Here is a 17226-nt window from a genome sequence, read left to right as displayed (position 1 = left end):
CCCGCACGATCGTCGGCGCCCGGCTGCCGGAACGTCCGTGGCACGCCGTAGGCTGTTCTGGTGACCACAGCCCTCTACCGCCGCTACCGCCCCGAGTCGTTCGGCGAGATGATCGGGCAGTCCCAGGTGACCGAACCTCTGATGACGGCCCTCCGTGGCGACCGTGTCGGCCACGCGTACCTGTTCTCCGGACCCCGTGGGTGCGGAAAGACGACGTCTGCGCGCATCCTCGCCCGCTGCCTCAACTGCGCGGAGGGGCCGACCGATGTGCCCTGCGGCACGTGCCCGAGCTGCGTCGAGCTCTCGCGCGCCGGCGGCGGATCACTCGACGTCGTCGAGATCGATGCGGCCAGCCACAACGGCGTCGACGACGCCCGCGACCTGCGCGAGCGGGCGACGTTCGCTCCCAGCCGCGACCGTTACAAGATCTTCATCCTCGACGAGGCGCACATGGTGACGCCGCAGGGGTTCAACGCTCTCCTCAAACTCGTCGAAGAGCCGCCGGAGCACGTCAAGTTCATCTTCGCGACGACCGAGCCCGAGAAGGTGCTCGGCACCATCCGCTCGCGCACGCACCACTACCCGTTCCGCCTGGTGCCGCCGGCCGCGATGCTCGAGTACGTCGAGAAGCTGTGCGGCGAAGAGGGCGTGGTCGCTGAGCGCGGTGTGCTGCCCCTGGTGGTTCGGGCAGGGGGCGGCTCGCCGCGAGACACGCTGTCGCTGCTCGACCAGCTGATCGCCGGGTCCGATTCGCCCGCGGGCTCCGAGACGGTGACCGTCGCCTACGAGCGCGCGGTCGCTCTCCTCGGCTACACGCACGCGGCGCTGCTCGACGAGATCGTCGACGCGCTCGCCGCCGCCAACGCGGCCGCGGCGTTCCCCGCGATCGACCGTGTTGTGCAGACCGGCCAGGACCCCCGTCGTTTCGTCGACGACCTGCTCGAACGCCTGCGCGACCTCATCGTGATCGCCGCGGTCGGCGCCGGGGCATCCTCCGTGCTTCGCGGCATCGCCGACGACGAGCTCGCTCGCATGCGCACCCAGGCGGACTCCTTCGGATCGGCGCGGCTGTCGCGCACGGCCGACATCGTCAGCGCCGCTCTCGACGACATGTCGGGCGCGACGTCGCCCCGACTGCACCTCGAGCTGATGGTCGCTCGTGTCCTCGCCTCAGGAGGGGGAGCGGAGACGGCCGCCGCCGTCCCGTCCGCGCAGAGTGCCTCCGCGGCACCGGCACGCGCGACGGTTCCTCCTGCTGCGGGGACTCAGCCCGCTGCCGCTCCGCGTGCTTCGGCTGTCCAGCCCGCTGCGGCCGGTGCGCCCGCTGCCGGGACCCAGCACGTCGCCGAGTCGGCCGACGTCGGGTCTGCTGACGTCGGGTCGGACGCCGTGGCCGAGACCGCGGTGGTCGAGAACGCGGTGGTCGAGAACGCGGACGCCGAGCCCGCGGCATCGGGTGACGCGACATCGACGCCGCCGGCCGCACCGACCCCCGACACAGTCCCGCCGTCGGGGCCGGTCGCGTTCGAGCAGATCACCGCCGCCTGGCCGGCCGTGCTCAAGCGACTCGAGAGCGTCAGCCGCACGTCGTGGCTGCTGGCCACCGCCGTGCAGCCACTCGCGTTCGTCACAGAGACCGAGGTGCTCACCCTCGGCTTCGCCAGCCAGCACGACGTGGCGAAGTTCAAGGGGACGACGCCGGGTTCCGGTCCGTCCGACCATCTGCGCGGAGCCATCGAGCAGGAACTCGGTGTGCGCGTCAAGTACCTGCCTGCGCCGATGCCCGCGGGTGGTGCGCCTCGCCAGCCCTCGTCGCCCTCGGCGGCGCGCCCGACAGATGACGCGCCCGCATCGGAGCCTGCGTCAGCGGGTTCACAGCGCGCTCAGCCCTCGCCTCCGCAGACTTCTTCTGCTGACGTACAGCGCGCTGAGACGCCCGCTGCTCGGACGTCGCCACCTCAGGCACACGGTGCGTCAGCCGCTCCGGTGACCGAGTGGGCGGTCGCGTCGATTCCGGCATCCGAGGTCGCGGTGCCCGTGCCGGCGGCAGTTCCGGCACCCGCCGCGGCGACGACCGCGCAGGCCGCTCCTGCCTCAGCGCCGATGGCGAGGCCGACGACCCCCGGCGACGATCGGCCCTCCGGAGGAGACGAGCCGCCGCCTCCCCTCGACGACGAGCCGCCCTATTTCGACGACGAGCCGCCCTACGACCCGTCTTACGAGCCTGCGCCGACGTCGCACGCCGCACCGGCGGCCGCCCGCGGGCAGTCGGCGTCTCCCTCCGCATCCGCGGGGCAGACGCCAGTGCAGGCAGCCCCGGCGCGCAGAGTGGCTTCGGCCGCAGCAGCCCCGGTGATCACCGAGCGCACCCCCGCCGGGGGAGTCCAGCGCTACGGTGAGGCCGTGATCCGCCAGGTGCTCGGCGCGACGTTCGTTCGCGAAGAGCCCTACGAGCCCCCGACGAGGTTCTCCTGATGTATGACGGAATCGTCCAGGAGCTGATCGACGAGTTCGGCCGGCTCCCCGGAATCGGCCCCAAGTCCGCGCAGCGCATCGCATTCCACATCCTGCAGACGCCGACGTTCGACGTCGCACGGCTCGCCGAGCTTCTCGTCGAGGTGCGGGTGCGGGTGCGTTTCTGCGAGATCTGCGGCAACGTCTCAGAGCAGGATCGCTGTGCGATCTGCCGCGATCCCCGACGCAATACCGCTCTCATCTGCGTGGTCGAAGACGCGAAGGACGTCGCCGCGATCGAACGCACCCGCGAGTTCCGTGGCCTCTACCACGTGCTCGGTGGTGCGATCAGCCCGATCGCCGGCATCGGGCCGGACGACCTGCGCATCGCGCAGCTGATGACTCGTCTCGCCGATGCCACGGTGCAAGAGGTCATCCTCGCGACGAACCCCAACCTCGAGGGTGAGGCGACGGCCAGCTATCTCAGCCGCCTGCTCACCACCATGCAGATCACGGTGTCCCGCCTCGCTTCCGGCCTTCCGGTCGGCGGCGACCTCGAGTACGCCGACGAGGTCACCCTCGGCCGCGCATTCGAGGGCCGGCGCGTGCTGTGAGCACCCAGGGCGGCTTCACACGACGCGGCTGGCTGCTCTTCGGGGCCATGGCGCTGCTGTGGGGTGTGCCCTACCTGTTCATCAGCATCGCGGTCGAGTCGCTCTCGCCTCCCGCCATCGTCGCTGGGCGCACCCTCATCGCGGCCCTGCTGCTGCTGCCGTTCGCCCTCCGAGGCGGTGCACTGAGAGCGGCGTGGAAGCACTGGCCCTGGGTCCTCGCCTTCGGGCTCGTCGAGATGGCCGGCCCGTTCGTGCTGCTCGGCCACGCCGAGATGACCCTGCCTTCCGGCATGACCGGTCTCCTCGTCGCCACGGTGCCGCTGTTCGCCGCCCTCATCGCCCTGGGCGGAGGAGACCGGGGCGTGCTGCGCCCGGCGCGCGGAATCGGTCTTCTCGTGGGCTTCGTCGGCGTCGCGATCGTCGTCGCCGGCCCAGGACTCTTCGGCGGCGAGGTCAGTGTGCTCGCGGCCGGCGAGGTGCTGCTGGTCGCCATCCTCTATGCGATCGCGCCCTTCATCGTCGCGCGCAAGCTGAACGACGTCCCCTCGCTCGGCACCATCACGCTGTCCCTGCTCATGATCGGCGTGATCTATCTGCCCATCGGTCTGCTCACGCAGCACGAGGTGCCCACGCTTCCCTCGATCTTCGCGCTCCTGGCGCTGGCCGTCATCTGCACCGCTGTCGCCTTCCTGGCCTTCTTCGCGCTCATTCGTGAGGTCGGCCCTGTTCGTGCGCCGCTGTTCACCTACGTCAACCCGGTCGTGGCGATCGTCCTCGGTGCGATCGTCCTCGCCGAGCCCCTGACCCCGGGACTGCTCCTCGGATTCCCGCTCATCATCGTGGGCTGCTGGTTCGCCGCCACGGGCGGACGCCTCCGCCCGCAGGCATCCGCCGGCCCCGCTCTGGCCGTCACACCACTCCCGCCGGCTCCCTGACCTCTTCGCCGCCGAGCACGACTTCGGATGCCGCGGCCGACGCGCCGCGGCGTGACTCCGGAGACCGACCTCTACGTCACGAGGTCCGAAGCTGTGCCGGCCCACCCCTGACTTCGCCCGCAGCGTCACATGCGACGAAGCGCATATGCGCCGATCGTAGAATGAGGGTGGGCGGATCCGCCCGACATCCCAGGGAGTGAACGTGGCCCTCATCGTGCAGAAGTACGGCGGCTCCTCAGTCGCCGACGCAGAGAGCATCAAGCGCGTCGCCAAGCGCATCGTGGACACGCGACGAGCGGGGCACGACGTCGTCGTCGCCGTGAGCGCGATGGGCGACACGACCGACGAGCTGCTCGACCTCGCCAACGAGGTCGCGCCGATCCCCGCCCCGCGCGAGCTCGACATGCTGCTCTCGAGCGGTGAGCGCATCTCGATGGCGCTGCTCGCCATGGCCATCCACTCGATGGGGTTCGAGGCGCGTTCGTTCACCGGCAGCCAGGCCGGAATGATCACCGACTCGCAGCATGGCGCGGCGCGCATCGTCGACGTCACGCCCGTCCGCCTGCGCGAGGCCCTCGACGAGGGGGCGATCGTCATCGTCGCCGGGTTCCAGGGCTTCAACCGCGACACCCGCGACATCACCACGCTCGGTCGTGGCGGCTCCGACACGACGGCCGTCGCTCTGGCCGCGGCCCTCGATGCGGATGTCTGCGAGATCTACAGCGACGTCGACGGAATCTTCACGGCTGACCCCCGCGTCATCCCGAAGGCGCAGAAGCTCGACCACATCGGCAGCGAGGAGATGCTCGAACTCGCCGCCAACGGGGCCAAGGTGCTCTACATCCGCGCCGTCGAGTACGCACGCCGTCACGGCGTCCTGATTCACGCCCGTTCGACGTTCTCGTCGTCCGAGGGCACATACGTTCTGGGCGAGGGCATGAAGAACCCTCGCGAAGCCGAGGGAGCAGCAGCCATGGAAGAACCGATCGTCGCCGGTGTCGCCACCGATTTCGGCCAGGCCAAGATCACTGTCGCGGGCGTCCCCGACGTTCCGGGCAAGGCCGCGGAGATCTTCAAGATCGTCGCCAAGTCGGGCGCGAACGTCGACATGATCGTGCAGAACGTGTCGGCCACCGGCCGCACCGACATCTCGTTCACGGTTCCCAAGGCCGACTCGGCCGCGGCGCTCAAGGCGCTCGCGGGAGAGCAGACCGAGGTGGGCTTCCAGAACCTCGTGCACGACGACCAGATCGGCAAGCTGTCGGTCGTGGGCGCCGGCATGCGCACGCACTCCGGTGTCTCGGCGGTGCTGTTCGAAGCGCTGTCGGCCGGGGGCATCAACATCGAGATGATCTCGACCTCCGAGATCCGCATCTCGGTCGTGCTCCGAGACACAGACCTGGCCGAGGCCGCCCGCACCGTGCACACCGCGTACGGACTCGACGGCGACGCCGAGGCGACCGTCCACGCCGGCACCGGCCGCTGATCGAGCACGGACGGCGGGGATATCCCCGCCGGGCTGACGCTCCGCCTGGGTGCTGACCGCCGGGCGGGAATCGTCCAGCCGGTCGTACCACGCCAGCCAGCCGGCCGTACGGCCGCCGGCCAGCGGGTTGGCGGCCTCGACGGTCCTCGACCGGCGCACGGCACGATAGACTCACCGAAACCCTGACATCGGCGCCAGGCGCGGCATCCGCACCCCGACGTCGCGCCCGAAGCCTCGCATGCAGCACTGCACGACGCCAAGGAACATCATGACCCGCATCTCCGACTCAGGACTCTCCGTCGCCATCGTGGGCGCCACCGGCCAGGTGGGCACCGTGATGCGCGAGATTCTCATCGAGCGATCCTTCCCGATCCGCGAGCTGCGCCTGTTCTCGTCGTCGCGCTCTGCGGGCACGGCGATCGAGTTCGGCGGAGCGACGGTCATCGTCGAAGACGTCGAGACCGCGGATGCCGGGGGCATCGACATCGCCCTCTTCTCGGCCGGTGCGACCGCCAGCCGGGCGTACGCTCCGCGATTCGCCGAGGCCGGAGCCGTCGTCGTCGACAACTCCAGCGCCTGGCGCAACGACCCCGAGGTTCCGCTCGTCGTCAGCGAGGTCAACCCGCATGCGATCGACGACCGCCCTCGCGGCATCATCGCGAACCCGAACTGCACCACGATGGCCGCGATGCCGGCGCTGAAGGCCTTGGATGCCGAAGCCGGCCTCGAGCGGCTCATCGTCTCGACCTACCAGGCCGTCTCAGGCTCCGGTCTCGCCGGTGCGCAGGAGCTCCTCGGCCAGGTCGAGGGCGTGCTCGCTCAGGGCGACACACTGCGTCTCGTGCACGACGGCTCGTCCATCGACTTCCCCGAGCCCGAGAAGTACATCGCCCCGATCGCCTTCGACGTCATCCCGTTCGCGGGCAACCTCGTCGACGACGGCCAGAACGAGACCGACGAAGAGAAGAAGCTGCGCAACGAGAGCCGCAAGATCCTCGAGCTTCCCGATCTGCGCGTCGCCGGCACCTGCGTGCGTGTGCCGGTCTTCACGGGCCACTCCCTCTCGATCAACGTCGAGTTCGCGAGAGACATCACCCCCGAGCGCGCTACCGAGGTGCTGTCGGCAGCGCCCGGCGTCGTCCTCGAAGAGGTGCCCACCCCGCTGCAGGCCGCGGGCAAGGACCCGAGCTTCGTGGGCCGCATCCGCGCCGACCAGTCCGCACCCGAGAACAAGGGTCTCGTGCTGTTCATCAGCAACGACAACCTGCGCAAGGGCGCGGCGCTGAATGCCGTGCAGATCGCCGAAATCCTCGCCGAGCGCCTGGCCGTCATAGCCTGACCGCATCTCCGTCATGCGGAACCGGTCTGGTCAGGCCGGCCCGCGTGGTCAGCAGTGCCGTGACCTCGAACTAGACTGTTCCGGTGACCGAAACCGTCGATGTCGTCTTGATCGGTGGTGGCATCATGAGCGCCACCCTGGGTACCCTGCTGCACGAATTGCAGCCGGATTGGAAGATCGTCGCCTTCGAGCGACTCTCCGATGTGGCTCAGGAGTCGTCCAACCCCTGGAACAACGCGGGCACAGGCCACGCAGCCCTCTGCGAGCTGAACTACATGCCGCAGCAGAAGGACGCTCCGCTCGACCCGGCCAAGGCCGTCTCGATCAACGAGCAGTTCCAGCAGAGCCGCCAGTTCTGGTCGACGCTGGTCGACAGGGGAGTGCTCGACGCCCCGTCGACCTTCATCAACGCGACTCCGCACATGACGTTCGTCCGCGGTGAGAAGGACGTCAAGTACCTCAAGGACCGCTACGAGGTCCTCAAGAAGCAGCCGCTTTTCGACGGCATCGAGTACAGCGAGGATTCGCGCGTCATCAACAAGTGGGCGCCGCTGCTGATGCAGCAGCGCCGCAAGGGCGAGCCGTTCGCCGCCACTCGGGTGCCCGCGGGCACCGATGTCGACTTCGGTGCGCTGACGCACCAGCTGTTCGATCACCTCACGGAATCGGGTGTGACGCTGCGCACCAACCATGAGGTCAAGAGTCTGAAGAAGCAGAAGGACGGCACCTGGCTCATCAACTACCGCACGACCATCGGGCGCACGCCGAACCAGATCAAGGCGCGCTTCGTGTTCGTCGGCGCGGGCGGCTGGGCTCTCAAGCTGCTGCAGCGCTCGGGCATCCCCGAGATCAAGGGGTACGGCGTGTTCCCGATCGGCGGGCAGTTCCTCAAGACCTCCAACCCGAAGATCGTCGCCCAGCACAAGGCCAAGGTCTACTCGCAGGCGTCCGTCGGAGCACCGCCCATGTCGGTGCCGCACCTCGACACGCGTGTGGTCGACGGCGAGGCATCGCTGATGTTCGGGCCGTTCGCGACGTTCAGCCCCAAGTTCCTCAAGAACGGCTCGATGCTCGACATCGTGTCGCAGGTGCGCACGCACAACCTGTGGCCGATGCTGCGGGTCGCCTTCGCGAACCCCGACCTCATCACCTACCTGGTGGGGGAGCTGCTGAAGAACCATGCGAAGAAGGTCGACAGCCTGCGCACGTTCATGCCGACCGCGAAGGACGAGGACTGGACCCTCATCGACGCCGGTCAGCGCGCCCAGGTCATGAAGAAGGATCCCAAGAAGGGCGGCATCCTGCAGTTCGGCACCGAGGTCGTATCGGCCGCGGACGGCTCGATCGCCGGTCTGCTCGGTGCGTCGCCCGGTGCCTCCACTGCCGTGCCGATCATGCTCGACCTGCTCAAGAAGTGCTTCCCGGATGAGTACCCCGGGTGGGAGTCCGAGCTGCGTGAGCTGATCCCCACATTCGGCGAGCAGCTGAACAAGGATCCAGAGCTGGCGGCGAAGTCCACCGCGGCGACAGCGGCCACTCTCGGCATCAACGAGTAGCTCCCCGGTGGCGAAGCTCTACTTCCGCTACGGGGCGATGAACTCGGGCAAGTCCACCTCGCTGCTCCAGGCCGCGTACAACTACGAGGAGCGCGGTCAGCATGTGCTGCTCGCGAAGCCTGCGATCGACACCAAGGGCGCATCCGAGATCGCGAGCCGTCTGGGCGTCACCCGAGAGGTCGACTTCCTCATCGCCCCCGATGTCGACGCCCGCGCGCTGTTCGCCGAGCACCGGACGGCCGTGCGCAGCGCGGCTGCAGGCGAGCACCTCACAGGTGGAGCGCTCGACGTCGCGTGCCTCCTGATCGATGAGGCGCAGTTCCTCACCTCTGAGCAGGTCGATGATCTCTTCCGCATCGCGATCGAAGACGGCATCCCGGTGATCGCCTACGGGATCCGCAACGACTTCCTCACCCACGCGTTCCCCGGCTCCGCGCGGCTGCTCGCCATCGCGCACTCTCTCGAAGAGCTGAAGACGATCTGCCGCTGCGGGCGCAAGGCCGTCTTCAACGGCCGGGTGGTCGGCGGGCGCTTCGTCTTCGACGGCGATCAGGTCGCCATCGACGAGGGCGCCGACGGGTCGGCGGCGCCGGAGATCACCACGTACGAGTCGCTGTGCGGTGCGTGCTACCTCGAGGAGTCCGGCGGGCGCCTGGGCTGAGAGCCCGCTCGACAACTCGGCGCAGCGCGTCCGGTGGACGCTGTGCGCTGGTTCTGTGTGCCGTGACGACGGGCTGCCGTCCACAGTTCAGCATGAGCTCCCGCGGAATCACGTGCGGCGGCCCGTTGCGGCCCCGATTGCGGTGTTCCTGCTGAATTGTGAACGGCGATTGCGTGGTCTGACCGCACGCGCTACTGTGGTCAGACCACACGTGGCGCGCAGATGACGCGTCCGAACGCGAACGACGAGGAGAGCGGATGCCGGAGCAGCCTGCACGCGCCTGGCGCCTCGTGCTCGAGCACGTCGAGCGAGATCTCCTCGACGGGCGAATCGGTCCCGGCGACCGACTCGCCTCCGAACGCGACCTCGCCGCCGACCTCGGGGTCGGCCGCTCCAGCGTTCGCGAGGCGCTGCGCGTGCTCGAGGTGATGGGCCTGATCCGCACGTCCACCGGCTCAGGGCCGCAGTCCGGTGCGATCGTGATCGCCACGCCGACCGGCGGCATGTCGACGCTGCTGCGTCTCCAGGTCGCCGCACAGGGATTCCCGCTCGCGGATGTGGTGCAGACCCGTCTGCTGCTCGAAGACGCGGTGGCCGCCGCGCTGGCAGGTCAGGATGCCCCCGATCTCGTCGGCGCGCACCGAGTGCTCGAGGCGATGGACGCCCACGCGCTCACGCCCGCCGAGTTCCTCGCGCTCGACGCACAGCTGCACCTCGCACTCGCCGAGTCCAGCGGTAACACTGTGGTCGCGGCGATCATGGCGGGGCTGCGCACGGCCATCGAGTCGTACGTGCAGCAGGGCGCCGCCGCGATCGACGACTGGGGCGCCATGGCTGACGTCCTCCGCGCCGAGCACCGGGCCATCATCGACGCCATCGAAGCGGGCGACGCCACGACGGCCCGGTCCCTCGTGCGCGCACACATCACCGGCTACTACACCGCGGCGGGGCTGACCCGCAGCACCCGACCCACTGACTGAGAGGAAGGCCATGGTCCAGCGCCAGGTTCCCAACCCCGCAGAGCTTCTCGACCTGATGAAGTTCAAGAAGCCCGAGTTCAACGGCAAGAAGCGCCGTCTCGACTCGGCGCTCACGATCGACGACCTCCGCACGATCGCGAAGCGTCGCACCCCGAAGGCGGCGTTCGACTACACCGACGGCGCGGCCGAGGGCGAGCTGTCGCTCACGCGTGCTCGGCAGGCGTTCCAGGACGTGGAGTTCCACCCCGGTATCCTTCGTCCGGCTCCGTCGGTGGATACCTCGGTCGACATCCTCGGCGGCCCGTCGGCGCTGCCGTTCGGCATCGCCCCGACCGGGTTCACGCGTCTCATGCAGACCGAGGGCGAGGTCGCCGGTGCGGGGGCCGCAGCCGCGGCTGGCATCCCGTTCACGCTGTCGACGCTCGGTACGACGTCGATCGAGGGCGTCAAGGCCGCCAACCCGCACGGCCGCAACTGGTTCCAGCTATACGTCATGCGCGATCGTGAGATCTCGTACGAGCTCACCCGTCGTGCAGCGGCAGCGGGCTTCGACACCCTGCAGTTCACGGTCGACACGCCTGTCGCCGGCGCGCGGCTGCGTGACAAGCGCAATGGCTTCAGCATCCCGCCGCAGCTGACTCTCGGCACGATCATCAACGCGATCCCTCGGCCATGGTGGTGGTACGACTTCCTCACGACGCCCAAGCTCGAGTTCGCCTCGCTGAGCACCACCGGCGGCACGGTCGGCGAGCTGCTCGACGCCGCCATGGACCCGACCATCAGCTACGACGACCTCGCCGTGATCCGCGACATCTGGCCCGGGAAAATCGTGATCAAGGGAGTGCAAAACGTCGAGGACTCGATGCGGCTGCGTGACGCCGGCGTCGACGGAATCGTGCTCTCCAACCACGGCGGGCGCCAGCTCGACCGCGCGCCCATCCCGTTCCACCTCCTTCCCGAGGTCCGCAGGGCGGTGGGCGACGACTTCACCGTCATGGTCGACACCGGGATCATGAACGGCGCGGACATCGTGGCGGCGGTCGCGCTCGGTGCGGACTTCACTCTGATCGGTCGCGCCTATCTCTACGGCCTCATGGCGGGTGGGCGTGCGGGTGTCGATCGGACGATCGACATCCTGCGCACCGAGATCGAGCGCACCATGCGGCTTCTGGGCGTCGCCTCGCTCGCCGAGCTCGAGCCGTCGCACGTCACGCAGCTCACGCGCCTCGTGCCGGTGACGCGCACGGCCTCCGACGCGGTGGTGCGCTGACATCCTTCTGAGTCAGGCCGCGGGCTCGGTGACCGGCCGCGCTCGCGGCGGCCAGGGGATGAGCATCGACGTGCTGCGGCGATAGTCGGCGTACGCCGGGTACTTTCCTGCAGTGATGGACTCGGTGAAGATCGTCGACCCGACGAACAGGACGCTGAGCAGGATCGGGCCGATGATCGTCCAGTTGATCGCGCCGCCGAGAAAGCCTGAGCCCGATGCCACGGCGGCGCTCGCCCCGATCGCGTAGAGCACCCACCACTGGCTCTGCTCGAAGAAGAAGTTGGGGTGGCGGCTGTAACGGAACAGCCCCTCCGTGGCGAAGCCAGGGGCGAGTGTGCCACCGGCCTGCTTCTTTCGCCGGTGGAACTCCCACTGCTCGCGGTCGGCGAGCGTCTCGCCGACCAGCAGCGCGAGGAAGAGGGGGCCGAAGACGAGGTCCCACGCGTTCAGCGGGGCGGGGTTCCGCAGCGCGATCTCGGCGGGAAGAGTGATCAGCACGAGCAGCGTCATCTGGTACCCGACGATGAACAGCAGATTGAAGATCTGGAACTGCCAGGGCTTCATCCGGCGCCGCAGGATCGCCCATCGGTAGTCCTCCATGCCGGTGTACCCGCCCTTGCGGGCGAAGTTGAACGTCAGCCGCACACCCCACGCGGTCACGAGGGATGCCATCAGCACCAGGCGACCAGCGTCCTCGCCGCTCGCGATGGCCGATCCCGCGAAGATCCATAGGTAGATCACGGGCACGATCGACCACGCACGGTCCACCCAGGAGGTGTCACGGGTCACGAGCGAGAGCAGCCAGCACGCCGCGCTCGCGACGCCCGCGGTCCAGACGACGATCAGCAGCGGTTCCATACCGACATGCTAGAACTCCTCCGCGCGGGGTGCGCGGATGCTGAAGTCGAGGGTCAGAGAGTCCGCAGAAGCTCGTCGAGCTTGTCGGCGGTGTCCTCCCAGCCCTCCACGGCCACGGAGGGCACTCCGATCGCCAGCACGGGGTAGTCATTGCCACCCTCGTCGAGCCGGTCGCCGTAGAAGAGCATCGAGCCGAGCGGGATGCTCGTGTGCTCGGCGAGCTGCTTCATGCCGAACGCCTTGTCGATGCCGGCGAGGGTGATGTCGATCGAGGTCGAGCCGCCGGATCGCACCTCGAGGTAGGGGAGTCGCGCGGCCACGGCGTCTCGAAGCGCCTCACGTTTCGCACCCGATGGGTCCCAGTCGTGCTTCGCCTCGCGGGGAGCCTTCTGCCCGAGCGCCGAGAAGGTGATCTGAGATCCGCGGTCCTCGACGATCTCGCCCCAGGGCTGCGCCTCCCAGAGTCCGAGGCGCTCCGCCTCTTCGCGCAGTGCGGTGAAGGCGTCGGACTTCTGCTCGGCGGTGAGGTCGTGGGCGTAGAGAGGTGAGAAGTCCGAGCCGTCGTGCCGCAGGTATCGGGTGCCGCAGGTCGGCAGCAGATGCAGACGTGCGGCGGACTCGTCATCGATTGCTCCGAGCCGAGCGACCACCTGTGCGCGGAACTGCGCCTCGTTGCCGCCCGAGATGATCGCGACATCGACCTTCTGCAGCAAGGCGAGCAGCAGCGAGACCATTCGCGCGTCGATGGGCTCTTTCGACGGGGCGAGGGTGTCGTCGAGGTCGAAGGCGACGAGTGCAGGCGAGGTCATGATGCCTCCAGCGTAGACGGGCGATGCTGAGAGAGACGCGGTGCGAAGAGCAGCGTGCCGACGATCGCGAGGGCGACTCCGATCAGGGCGCCGCCGGAGTTCGCGACCACGTCGGTGAGGGTGGCCGCACGGTGGGGCAGCACGAGCCGCTGGAGAACTTCGATCGAGAGCGACAGCGCCGGTCCGAGCACGATCGCCAGTGGCCAGAAGCGGCGCGGTACGAGGAGGAAAGCGAGGATGCCGATGGGCACGAACACCAGCACGTTGGCGATGATCTCCAGGCTCGTGAAATCGAGAGACTCCCACCCGAGGCGGTGTGCGGAGGAGAGCACGAGATCGAGCAGGTTCGGCATCGACTTCTCGACGCGCTCGGGCGTGAGTGTGAGTAGCGCCAGACCGACGAAGAACGGGATGCCGAGAGCGAGCGCGATACCGCGGGTGAGCCGGCGCGGGGGAGGGAGCAGACGACTCACACGGTGCCTTTCACCTCGGGACGGATACAGAGAAGGCCGCCCGTGAGGACGGCCTTCCGGTGTTACTGGTCGGGGTGACAGGATTTGAACCTGCGACCTCTTCGTCCCGAACGAAGCGCGCTACCAAGCTGCGCCACACCCCGTTTTGCAACCCTCCGAGTCTACAGCGAAAAGCTCTGAGCACCGAATCGAGGCGTCAACCGCGCGCCGTCAGCGTGAGCAGCGTCGCCTCCGGGCGGCATGCGAATCGCACCGGTGCGTAGATCGAGTGCCCGCAGCCGGCGCTGACGTTGAGCGGAACCGTGCGGTCGCCCTGCCTCCACGTGCTGAGGCCCTTCGCCTGCTTCAGAGGGATGTCGCAGTTCGCGACGAGAGCACCGAATCCCGGCAGACAGACCTGGCCGCCGTGCGTGTGACCGCCGAAGACCGCGTCGGCGCCGAGGTCGACGAAACCGTTCAGTACGCGCTGATACGGCGCGTGGGTGACCCCGAGCACGGTCGTGTCGGAGGGTCGCGGTCCGAGGGAGTCGATCGCCCCCGGCAGATCTTCGAGGCGATCCCAGTCGCAGTGCGCGTCGCTCACGCCGAAGAGGTCCAGCGGGTTGCCGGCGACCGTGAGGCGCGCAGCGGCGTTGTTCAGACTCGTCCATCCGAGCTCGTCGGTGAAGTAGGCGTCCATCGCATCGGTGTCGAGGAAGTTCAGCTCTCGCGGTCGCTCCGACGGGCCCGCGAAGTACCGGATCGGATTGCGCGGCGACGGGCCGATCACGTCGTTCGAGCCGTGCACGAAGACGCCGGGGATGCCGGCGAGGGGCTCGAAGGCTCGGCGGATGCCCGTGAGGCCATCGCGATGCCCCAGGTTGTCGCCCGTGTTGATGATGAGATCGGGCTTCAGCTGCGCGAGCGAGGCGAGCCAGTCCTGCTTGCGATGCTGCCACGGAGCCATGTGCGCATCCGAGATGTGCAGCACGCGCAGCGGGGCTGAGCCGGGCGCGAGAGCGGATGCCGTCGCCTCGCGCACCGTGAACAGGTAGCGCTCGATGCCGATGCCCCAGACGGCGGCCGCAGCACCAGCGGCCCCCACCGCGCCGAGCGCGATGAGGGCCGGGTGTGCCGCATGGCGTGACGTCACTTGCAGCTGACCTTGATGGAGGTGCTCTTGGTGGTCGCGGTGTTCGCTGCCGGGTCGGTCGAGGTCACGGAGGCGTTCTGTCCGTTGCACGATCCGTCGAAATCGATCGATGAGAACCCTGCGCCGAACAGCGCGCTCTGCGCTTCGGACTTCGACTGCCCGGTGATGTCCGGCACGGTCGCACCCTGGCCATTGCTGGGCGAGATCGTGATGGTCGCGCCGCTCGGGGCCTGTCCGGACGGGTCCTGAGCCATGATCACGTCACCTGCGGGGCCATCGACGGCCGGACCGACGGCTGCGGTGAAGCCCGCTGCCTCGATGAGCGAGCTCGCCTCGCCGACCGACTTGCCCACGACATCGGGAACGTCCGTCAGCACCTGACGAACGAGCTTGTCGTCGGGCCGGGGGAACTGGTCAGCGGGGTAGACGGCATTCGCAGCTCCCTGGATCGCCCTGGCGAGACCGTAGCGGATGTCGCCGAGTCGGGTGCCATCGCCGTTGCGGAAGTCGTTCAGCGGCACGCGGCCGTCGATGTTTCCCACCCACACCGCAGTGGTGACCTTGGTGCTCGACTCGACGAGCATCGTGTGCTCCTTCTCGGCGGTACCGGTCTTGCCGATCAGCTGGGTGCCGTCGAACGGGTTCGCCCGCGTTCCCGTGCCGTTGCCCTCCATCACGCCGCGCAGTGCGAACGCCGCGGTGGCTGCCACCTCGGGAGTGAGCTGCTGGGAGCAGTTCTGCGCAGGAGGCGTGATCTCCGCTCCATTCTCACCGATGACCCGGTCGATCACGCGCGGCTCGCAGTAGACGCCGTTGTTGGCGACAGTCGCGTAGGCGCCTGCCATCTGCAGCGGGGCCACGCTCTTCGAGCCGAGGACTGTCGGGAACGGATCGTTCGGGGCAGTGTTGGAGGTGGTTCCACCGACCGTGATGTCATCGCCGTTGCCGTAGTGGACGCCGAGCCTCTTGGCGACCTCGTTGATGTCGCAGAGGTCGAGCTGCTGGGCCATCGCGAGGAAGCCGGTGTTCAGCGACTGCGCAGTGAACTGCCGCACGCTGCCCACTGAACCGCCTGAGTTCCCGAAGTTGTTGATCTTGGCGCTGTTCGTGACCCTGTCGCCGCACTTCGTGAAGGGGCTGAAGGTCTTGAGGCGGCCGTCGAGCACCTGGTTCACCGAGTGTCCTGACTCGAGCCAGCTCAGAAGGGTGAAGAGCTTGTACGTCGATCCGGTCTCGAACCCGTAGGTCGAGCCGCCGTGCGCCTTGTCGGCGGCGAAGACCTGTGAGGTCTCGCCGGCGGCGAGGTTGGCTTCGGTGGTCTCGTTGAAGACGGTGTTCTGGGCCATGGCGAGGATGCGACCGGTGGATGCTTCGACCGACACTCCGGTGCCGCCGACCAGGATCCCGGGCATCGCCTGCGGGACCTGCGACCTCACCGCGTCGATCGCGGTCTGCTGCACGCGCATGTCGAGCGAGGTGTAGATCTCCATGCCTCCGCGACGCAGGTTCGCACGACGCTCCTCCGCGGTGGCGCCGAAGGCCTCGTCGTTCTCGATGACGGCCTTCACGTACTGGCAGAAGTAGGCGTTGTCGCCGGCCGCCCCGCAACCCTGCTGGGGCTCGCTGAGCACCGGGGTGATCGGCGTGGCCACAGCCTCGTCATGCGCGGCCTGCGTGATCTTGGCGTCGAGCAGCATCCGGTCGAGGACGTAGTCCCTGCGGTCCTTCGTGTCCTTGTAGCCGTCGGCGTCTCCGTTGTGCGCCACTCCGGCGTCATCGGTCCAGATCCCGCCCGGGCGGTCGATGCGGAACCTGTTGGGCTCCTGGACCATGCCGGCGATCGTGGCTGCCTGAGCGAGGGTGAGGTTCGCCGCGGTGGTCGAGAAGTAGCGGTTCGCTGCGGCTTCGATGCCGTAGATGGTCCCGCCGAAGTTGGCGATGTTGAGGTAGCCGAGAAGGATCTCGTTCTTCGAGTACTCCTTCTCGATCTTCAACGCGTAGCGCATCTCCTGCAGCTTGCGCTCGACGCCCTCGCCGCCCTTCGCGACTGCCGCATCGAGGAAGCACTGCTCGATCTGCGTCGAGTAGTCCTCGGCTCCGGGGTCGACGTCCTGTTCGCACTCCTGAACCTGGACGTTCTTCACGTACTGCTGCGTGATCGTGGAGGCGCCTCGATCGGTCGTGCCCGCGACGTTCCCGACTGCGGCCTTGATCGTCGCGCCGAGGTTGATCCCGCCGTGCGTGTAGAAGTTCTTGTCTTCGCTCGAGAGGATCGCGTCGTACATCACGGGTGCCACCTGGTCGTAGGCGACCGGGATGCGCTTCTGCTCGTAGAACGACGCCAGAGCGACGGGGTTGCCGTCGAGACCGGTCGCGTAGATCGTGGACTGCTGCATCGGAGCGCCGACCTGGAGGTTCTCGGGGAGGTCCTCGAAGATGGTGAGGGCCTGCGACCCGGCGATACCGGTCATGGCGAGCACAGGGGTGACGCTGGCCGCGACGAGGAGACCGGCGACGGTGCTCAGCCCGACGAGTCCGAGGACTCCGCCGAGCGCACCTTTCACCGTGCGATTCTTTTGAGGCATACGCTAGATCGTAGGGGAGTTCCCTGAATACCGCCTTTGACGCAGCCGCCATCGCGGATGCCGCCAGACAGGAG

The 17226-nt window shown here is 68.3% G+C and carries 14 protein-coding genes and 1 tRNA gene; 9 read left to right on the top strand and 6 right to left on the bottom strand.

What is annotated here, in order from left to right:
* The first annotated feature begins 60 nt into the window (after nt 1-60).
* The 9 genes from ASF87_RS01715 to ASF87_RS01675 all read left to right on the top strand — a co-directional run bounded on the left by ASF87_RS01715 (nt 61) and on the right by ASF87_RS01675 (nt 11295).
* Nucleotides 61-2475, top strand: a complete 2415-nt coding sequence (locus tag ASF87_RS01715; protein WP_200933684.1) for a DNA polymerase III subunit gamma and tau — start codon at nt 61-63, stop codon at nt 2473-2475.
* Nucleotides 2475-3068: a recombination mediator RecR gene (gene recR / locus ASF87_RS01710; RefSeq protein WP_056373698.1), complete on the top strand. Its 594-nt coding sequence runs from the start codon at nt 2475-2477 to the stop codon at nt 3066-3068. The genes ASF87_RS01715 and recR overlap by 1 nt, the downstream gene beginning before the upstream one ends.
* Nucleotides 3065-4003: a DMT family transporter gene (locus ASF87_RS01705; RefSeq protein WP_056373695.1), complete on the top strand. Its 939-nt coding sequence runs from the start codon at nt 3065-3067 to the stop codon at nt 4001-4003. The genes recR and ASF87_RS01705 overlap by 4 nt, the downstream gene beginning before the upstream one ends.
* A 202-nt stretch (nt 4004-4205) precedes the next feature.
* Nucleotides 4206-5489: an aspartate kinase gene (locus ASF87_RS01700; protein WP_056376285.1), complete on the top strand. Its 1284-nt coding sequence runs from the start codon at nt 4206-4208 to the stop codon at nt 5487-5489.
* A gap of 268 nt (nt 5490-5757) precedes the next feature.
* Nucleotides 5758-6828, top strand: coding sequence for an aspartate-semialdehyde dehydrogenase (locus ASF87_RS01695; protein ID WP_042539645.1), 1071 nt, complete (start codon nt 5758-5760; stop codon nt 6826-6828).
* An 83-nt stretch (nt 6829-6911) separates the two neighbouring features.
* On the top strand, nt 6912-8384 hold the full coding sequence (locus ASF87_RS01690; RefSeq protein WP_056373693.1) for a malate:quinone oxidoreductase: 1473 nt from the start codon (nt 6912-6914) through the stop codon (nt 8382-8384).
* Between the two features lie 7 nt (nt 8385-8391).
* Nucleotides 8392-9045: a thymidine kinase gene (locus ASF87_RS01685; protein ID WP_042539650.1), complete on the top strand. Its 654-nt coding sequence runs from the start codon at nt 8392-8394 to the stop codon at nt 9043-9045.
* A 257-nt stretch (nt 9046-9302) separates the two neighbouring features.
* Nucleotides 9303-10025: a FadR/GntR family transcriptional regulator gene (locus tag ASF87_RS01680; RefSeq protein ID WP_042539652.1), complete on the top strand. Its 723-nt coding sequence runs from the start codon at nt 9303-9305 to the stop codon at nt 10023-10025.
* 10 nt (nt 10026-10035) lie between these two features.
* Complete coding sequence (locus ASF87_RS01675) at nt 10036-11295, top strand: alpha-hydroxy acid oxidase (protein ID WP_056373691.1); 1260 nt, start codon at nt 10036-10038, stop codon at nt 11293-11295.
* Nucleotides 11296-11307: 12 nt separating this feature from the next.
* Here the strand turns inward: ASF87_RS01675 and ASF87_RS01670 are convergent, their stop codons facing one another.
* The 6 genes from ASF87_RS01670 to ASF87_RS01645 all read right to left on the bottom strand — a co-directional run bounded on the left by ASF87_RS01670 (nt 11308) and on the right by ASF87_RS01645 (nt 17152).
* Nucleotides 11308-12153 (bottom strand): DUF1295 domain-containing protein, encoded by an 846-nt coding sequence (locus ASF87_RS01670; protein ID WP_056373690.1) that lies wholly within the window; start codon nt 12151-12153, stop codon nt 11308-11310.
* Nucleotides 12154-12206: 53 nt separating this feature from the next.
* Nucleotides 12207-12962, bottom strand: coding sequence for an HAD-IIB family hydrolase (locus ASF87_RS01665; protein WP_056373687.1), 756 nt, complete (start codon nt 12960-12962; stop codon nt 12207-12209).
* A complete protein-coding gene (locus tag ASF87_RS01660; RefSeq protein ID WP_056373686.1) occupies nt 12959-13435 on the bottom strand; it encodes a VanZ family protein in 477 nt (158 codons plus the stop codon). Before ASF87_RS01660 ends, ASF87_RS01665 begins: the two co-directional genes overlap by 4 nt.
* A gap of 66 nt (nt 13436-13501) precedes the next feature.
* Nucleotides 13502-13578: transfer RNA gene (locus ASF87_RS01655), tRNA-Pro, on the bottom strand.
* A 53-nt stretch (nt 13579-13631) separates the two neighbouring features.
* On the bottom strand, nt 13632-14567 hold the full coding sequence (locus ASF87_RS01650; protein WP_056373684.1) for a metallophosphoesterase: 936 nt from the start codon (nt 14565-14567) through the stop codon (nt 13632-13634).
* Nucleotides 14564-17152, bottom strand: a complete 2589-nt coding sequence (locus tag ASF87_RS01645; protein ID WP_042539662.1) for a transglycosylase domain-containing protein — start codon at nt 17150-17152, stop codon at nt 14564-14566. Before ASF87_RS01645 ends, ASF87_RS01650 begins: the two co-directional genes overlap by 4 nt.
* Nucleotides 17153-17226: the final 74 nt, after the last annotated feature.

This window comes from Microbacterium sp. Leaf161, from assembly GCF_001423645.1.
GTDB classification, from domain to species: Bacteria; Actinomycetota; Actinomycetes; order Actinomycetales; family Microbacteriaceae; genus Microbacterium; species Microbacterium forte.
Note: the sequence above shows the minus strand (reverse complement) of the source record. Positions and strands in the feature narration are given on the sequence as shown.

Bases quoted from the DNA above. Each gene is read 5' to 3' on its own strand.
- ASF87_RS01670 (WP_056373690.1), bottom strand. From the start codon at position 12,153: ATGGAACCGCTGCTGATCGTCGTCTGGACCGCGGGCGTCGCGAGCGCG.
- ASF87_RS01645 (WP_042539662.1), bottom strand. From the start codon at position 17,152: ATGCCTCAAAAGAATCGCACGGTGAAAGGTGCGCTCGGCGGAGTCCTC.
- ASF87_RS01695 (WP_042539645.1), top strand. From the start codon at position 5,758: ATGACCCGCATCTCCGACTCAGGACTCTCCGTCGCCATCGTGGGCGCC.
- ASF87_RS01675 (WP_056373691.1), top strand. From the start codon at position 10,036: ATGGTCCAGCGCCAGGTTCCCAACCCCGCAGAGCTTCTCGACCTGATG.
- recR (WP_056373698.1), top strand. From the start codon at position 2,475: ATGTATGACGGAATCGTCCAGGAGCTGATCGACGAGTTCGGCCGGCTC.
- ASF87_RS01680 (WP_042539652.1), top strand. From the start codon at position 9,303: ATGCCGGAGCAGCCTGCACGCGCCTGGCGCCTCGTGCTCGAGCACGTC.
- ASF87_RS01665 (WP_056373687.1), bottom strand. From the start codon at position 12,962: ATGACCTCGCCTGCACTCGTCGCCTTCGACCTCGACGACACCCTCGCC.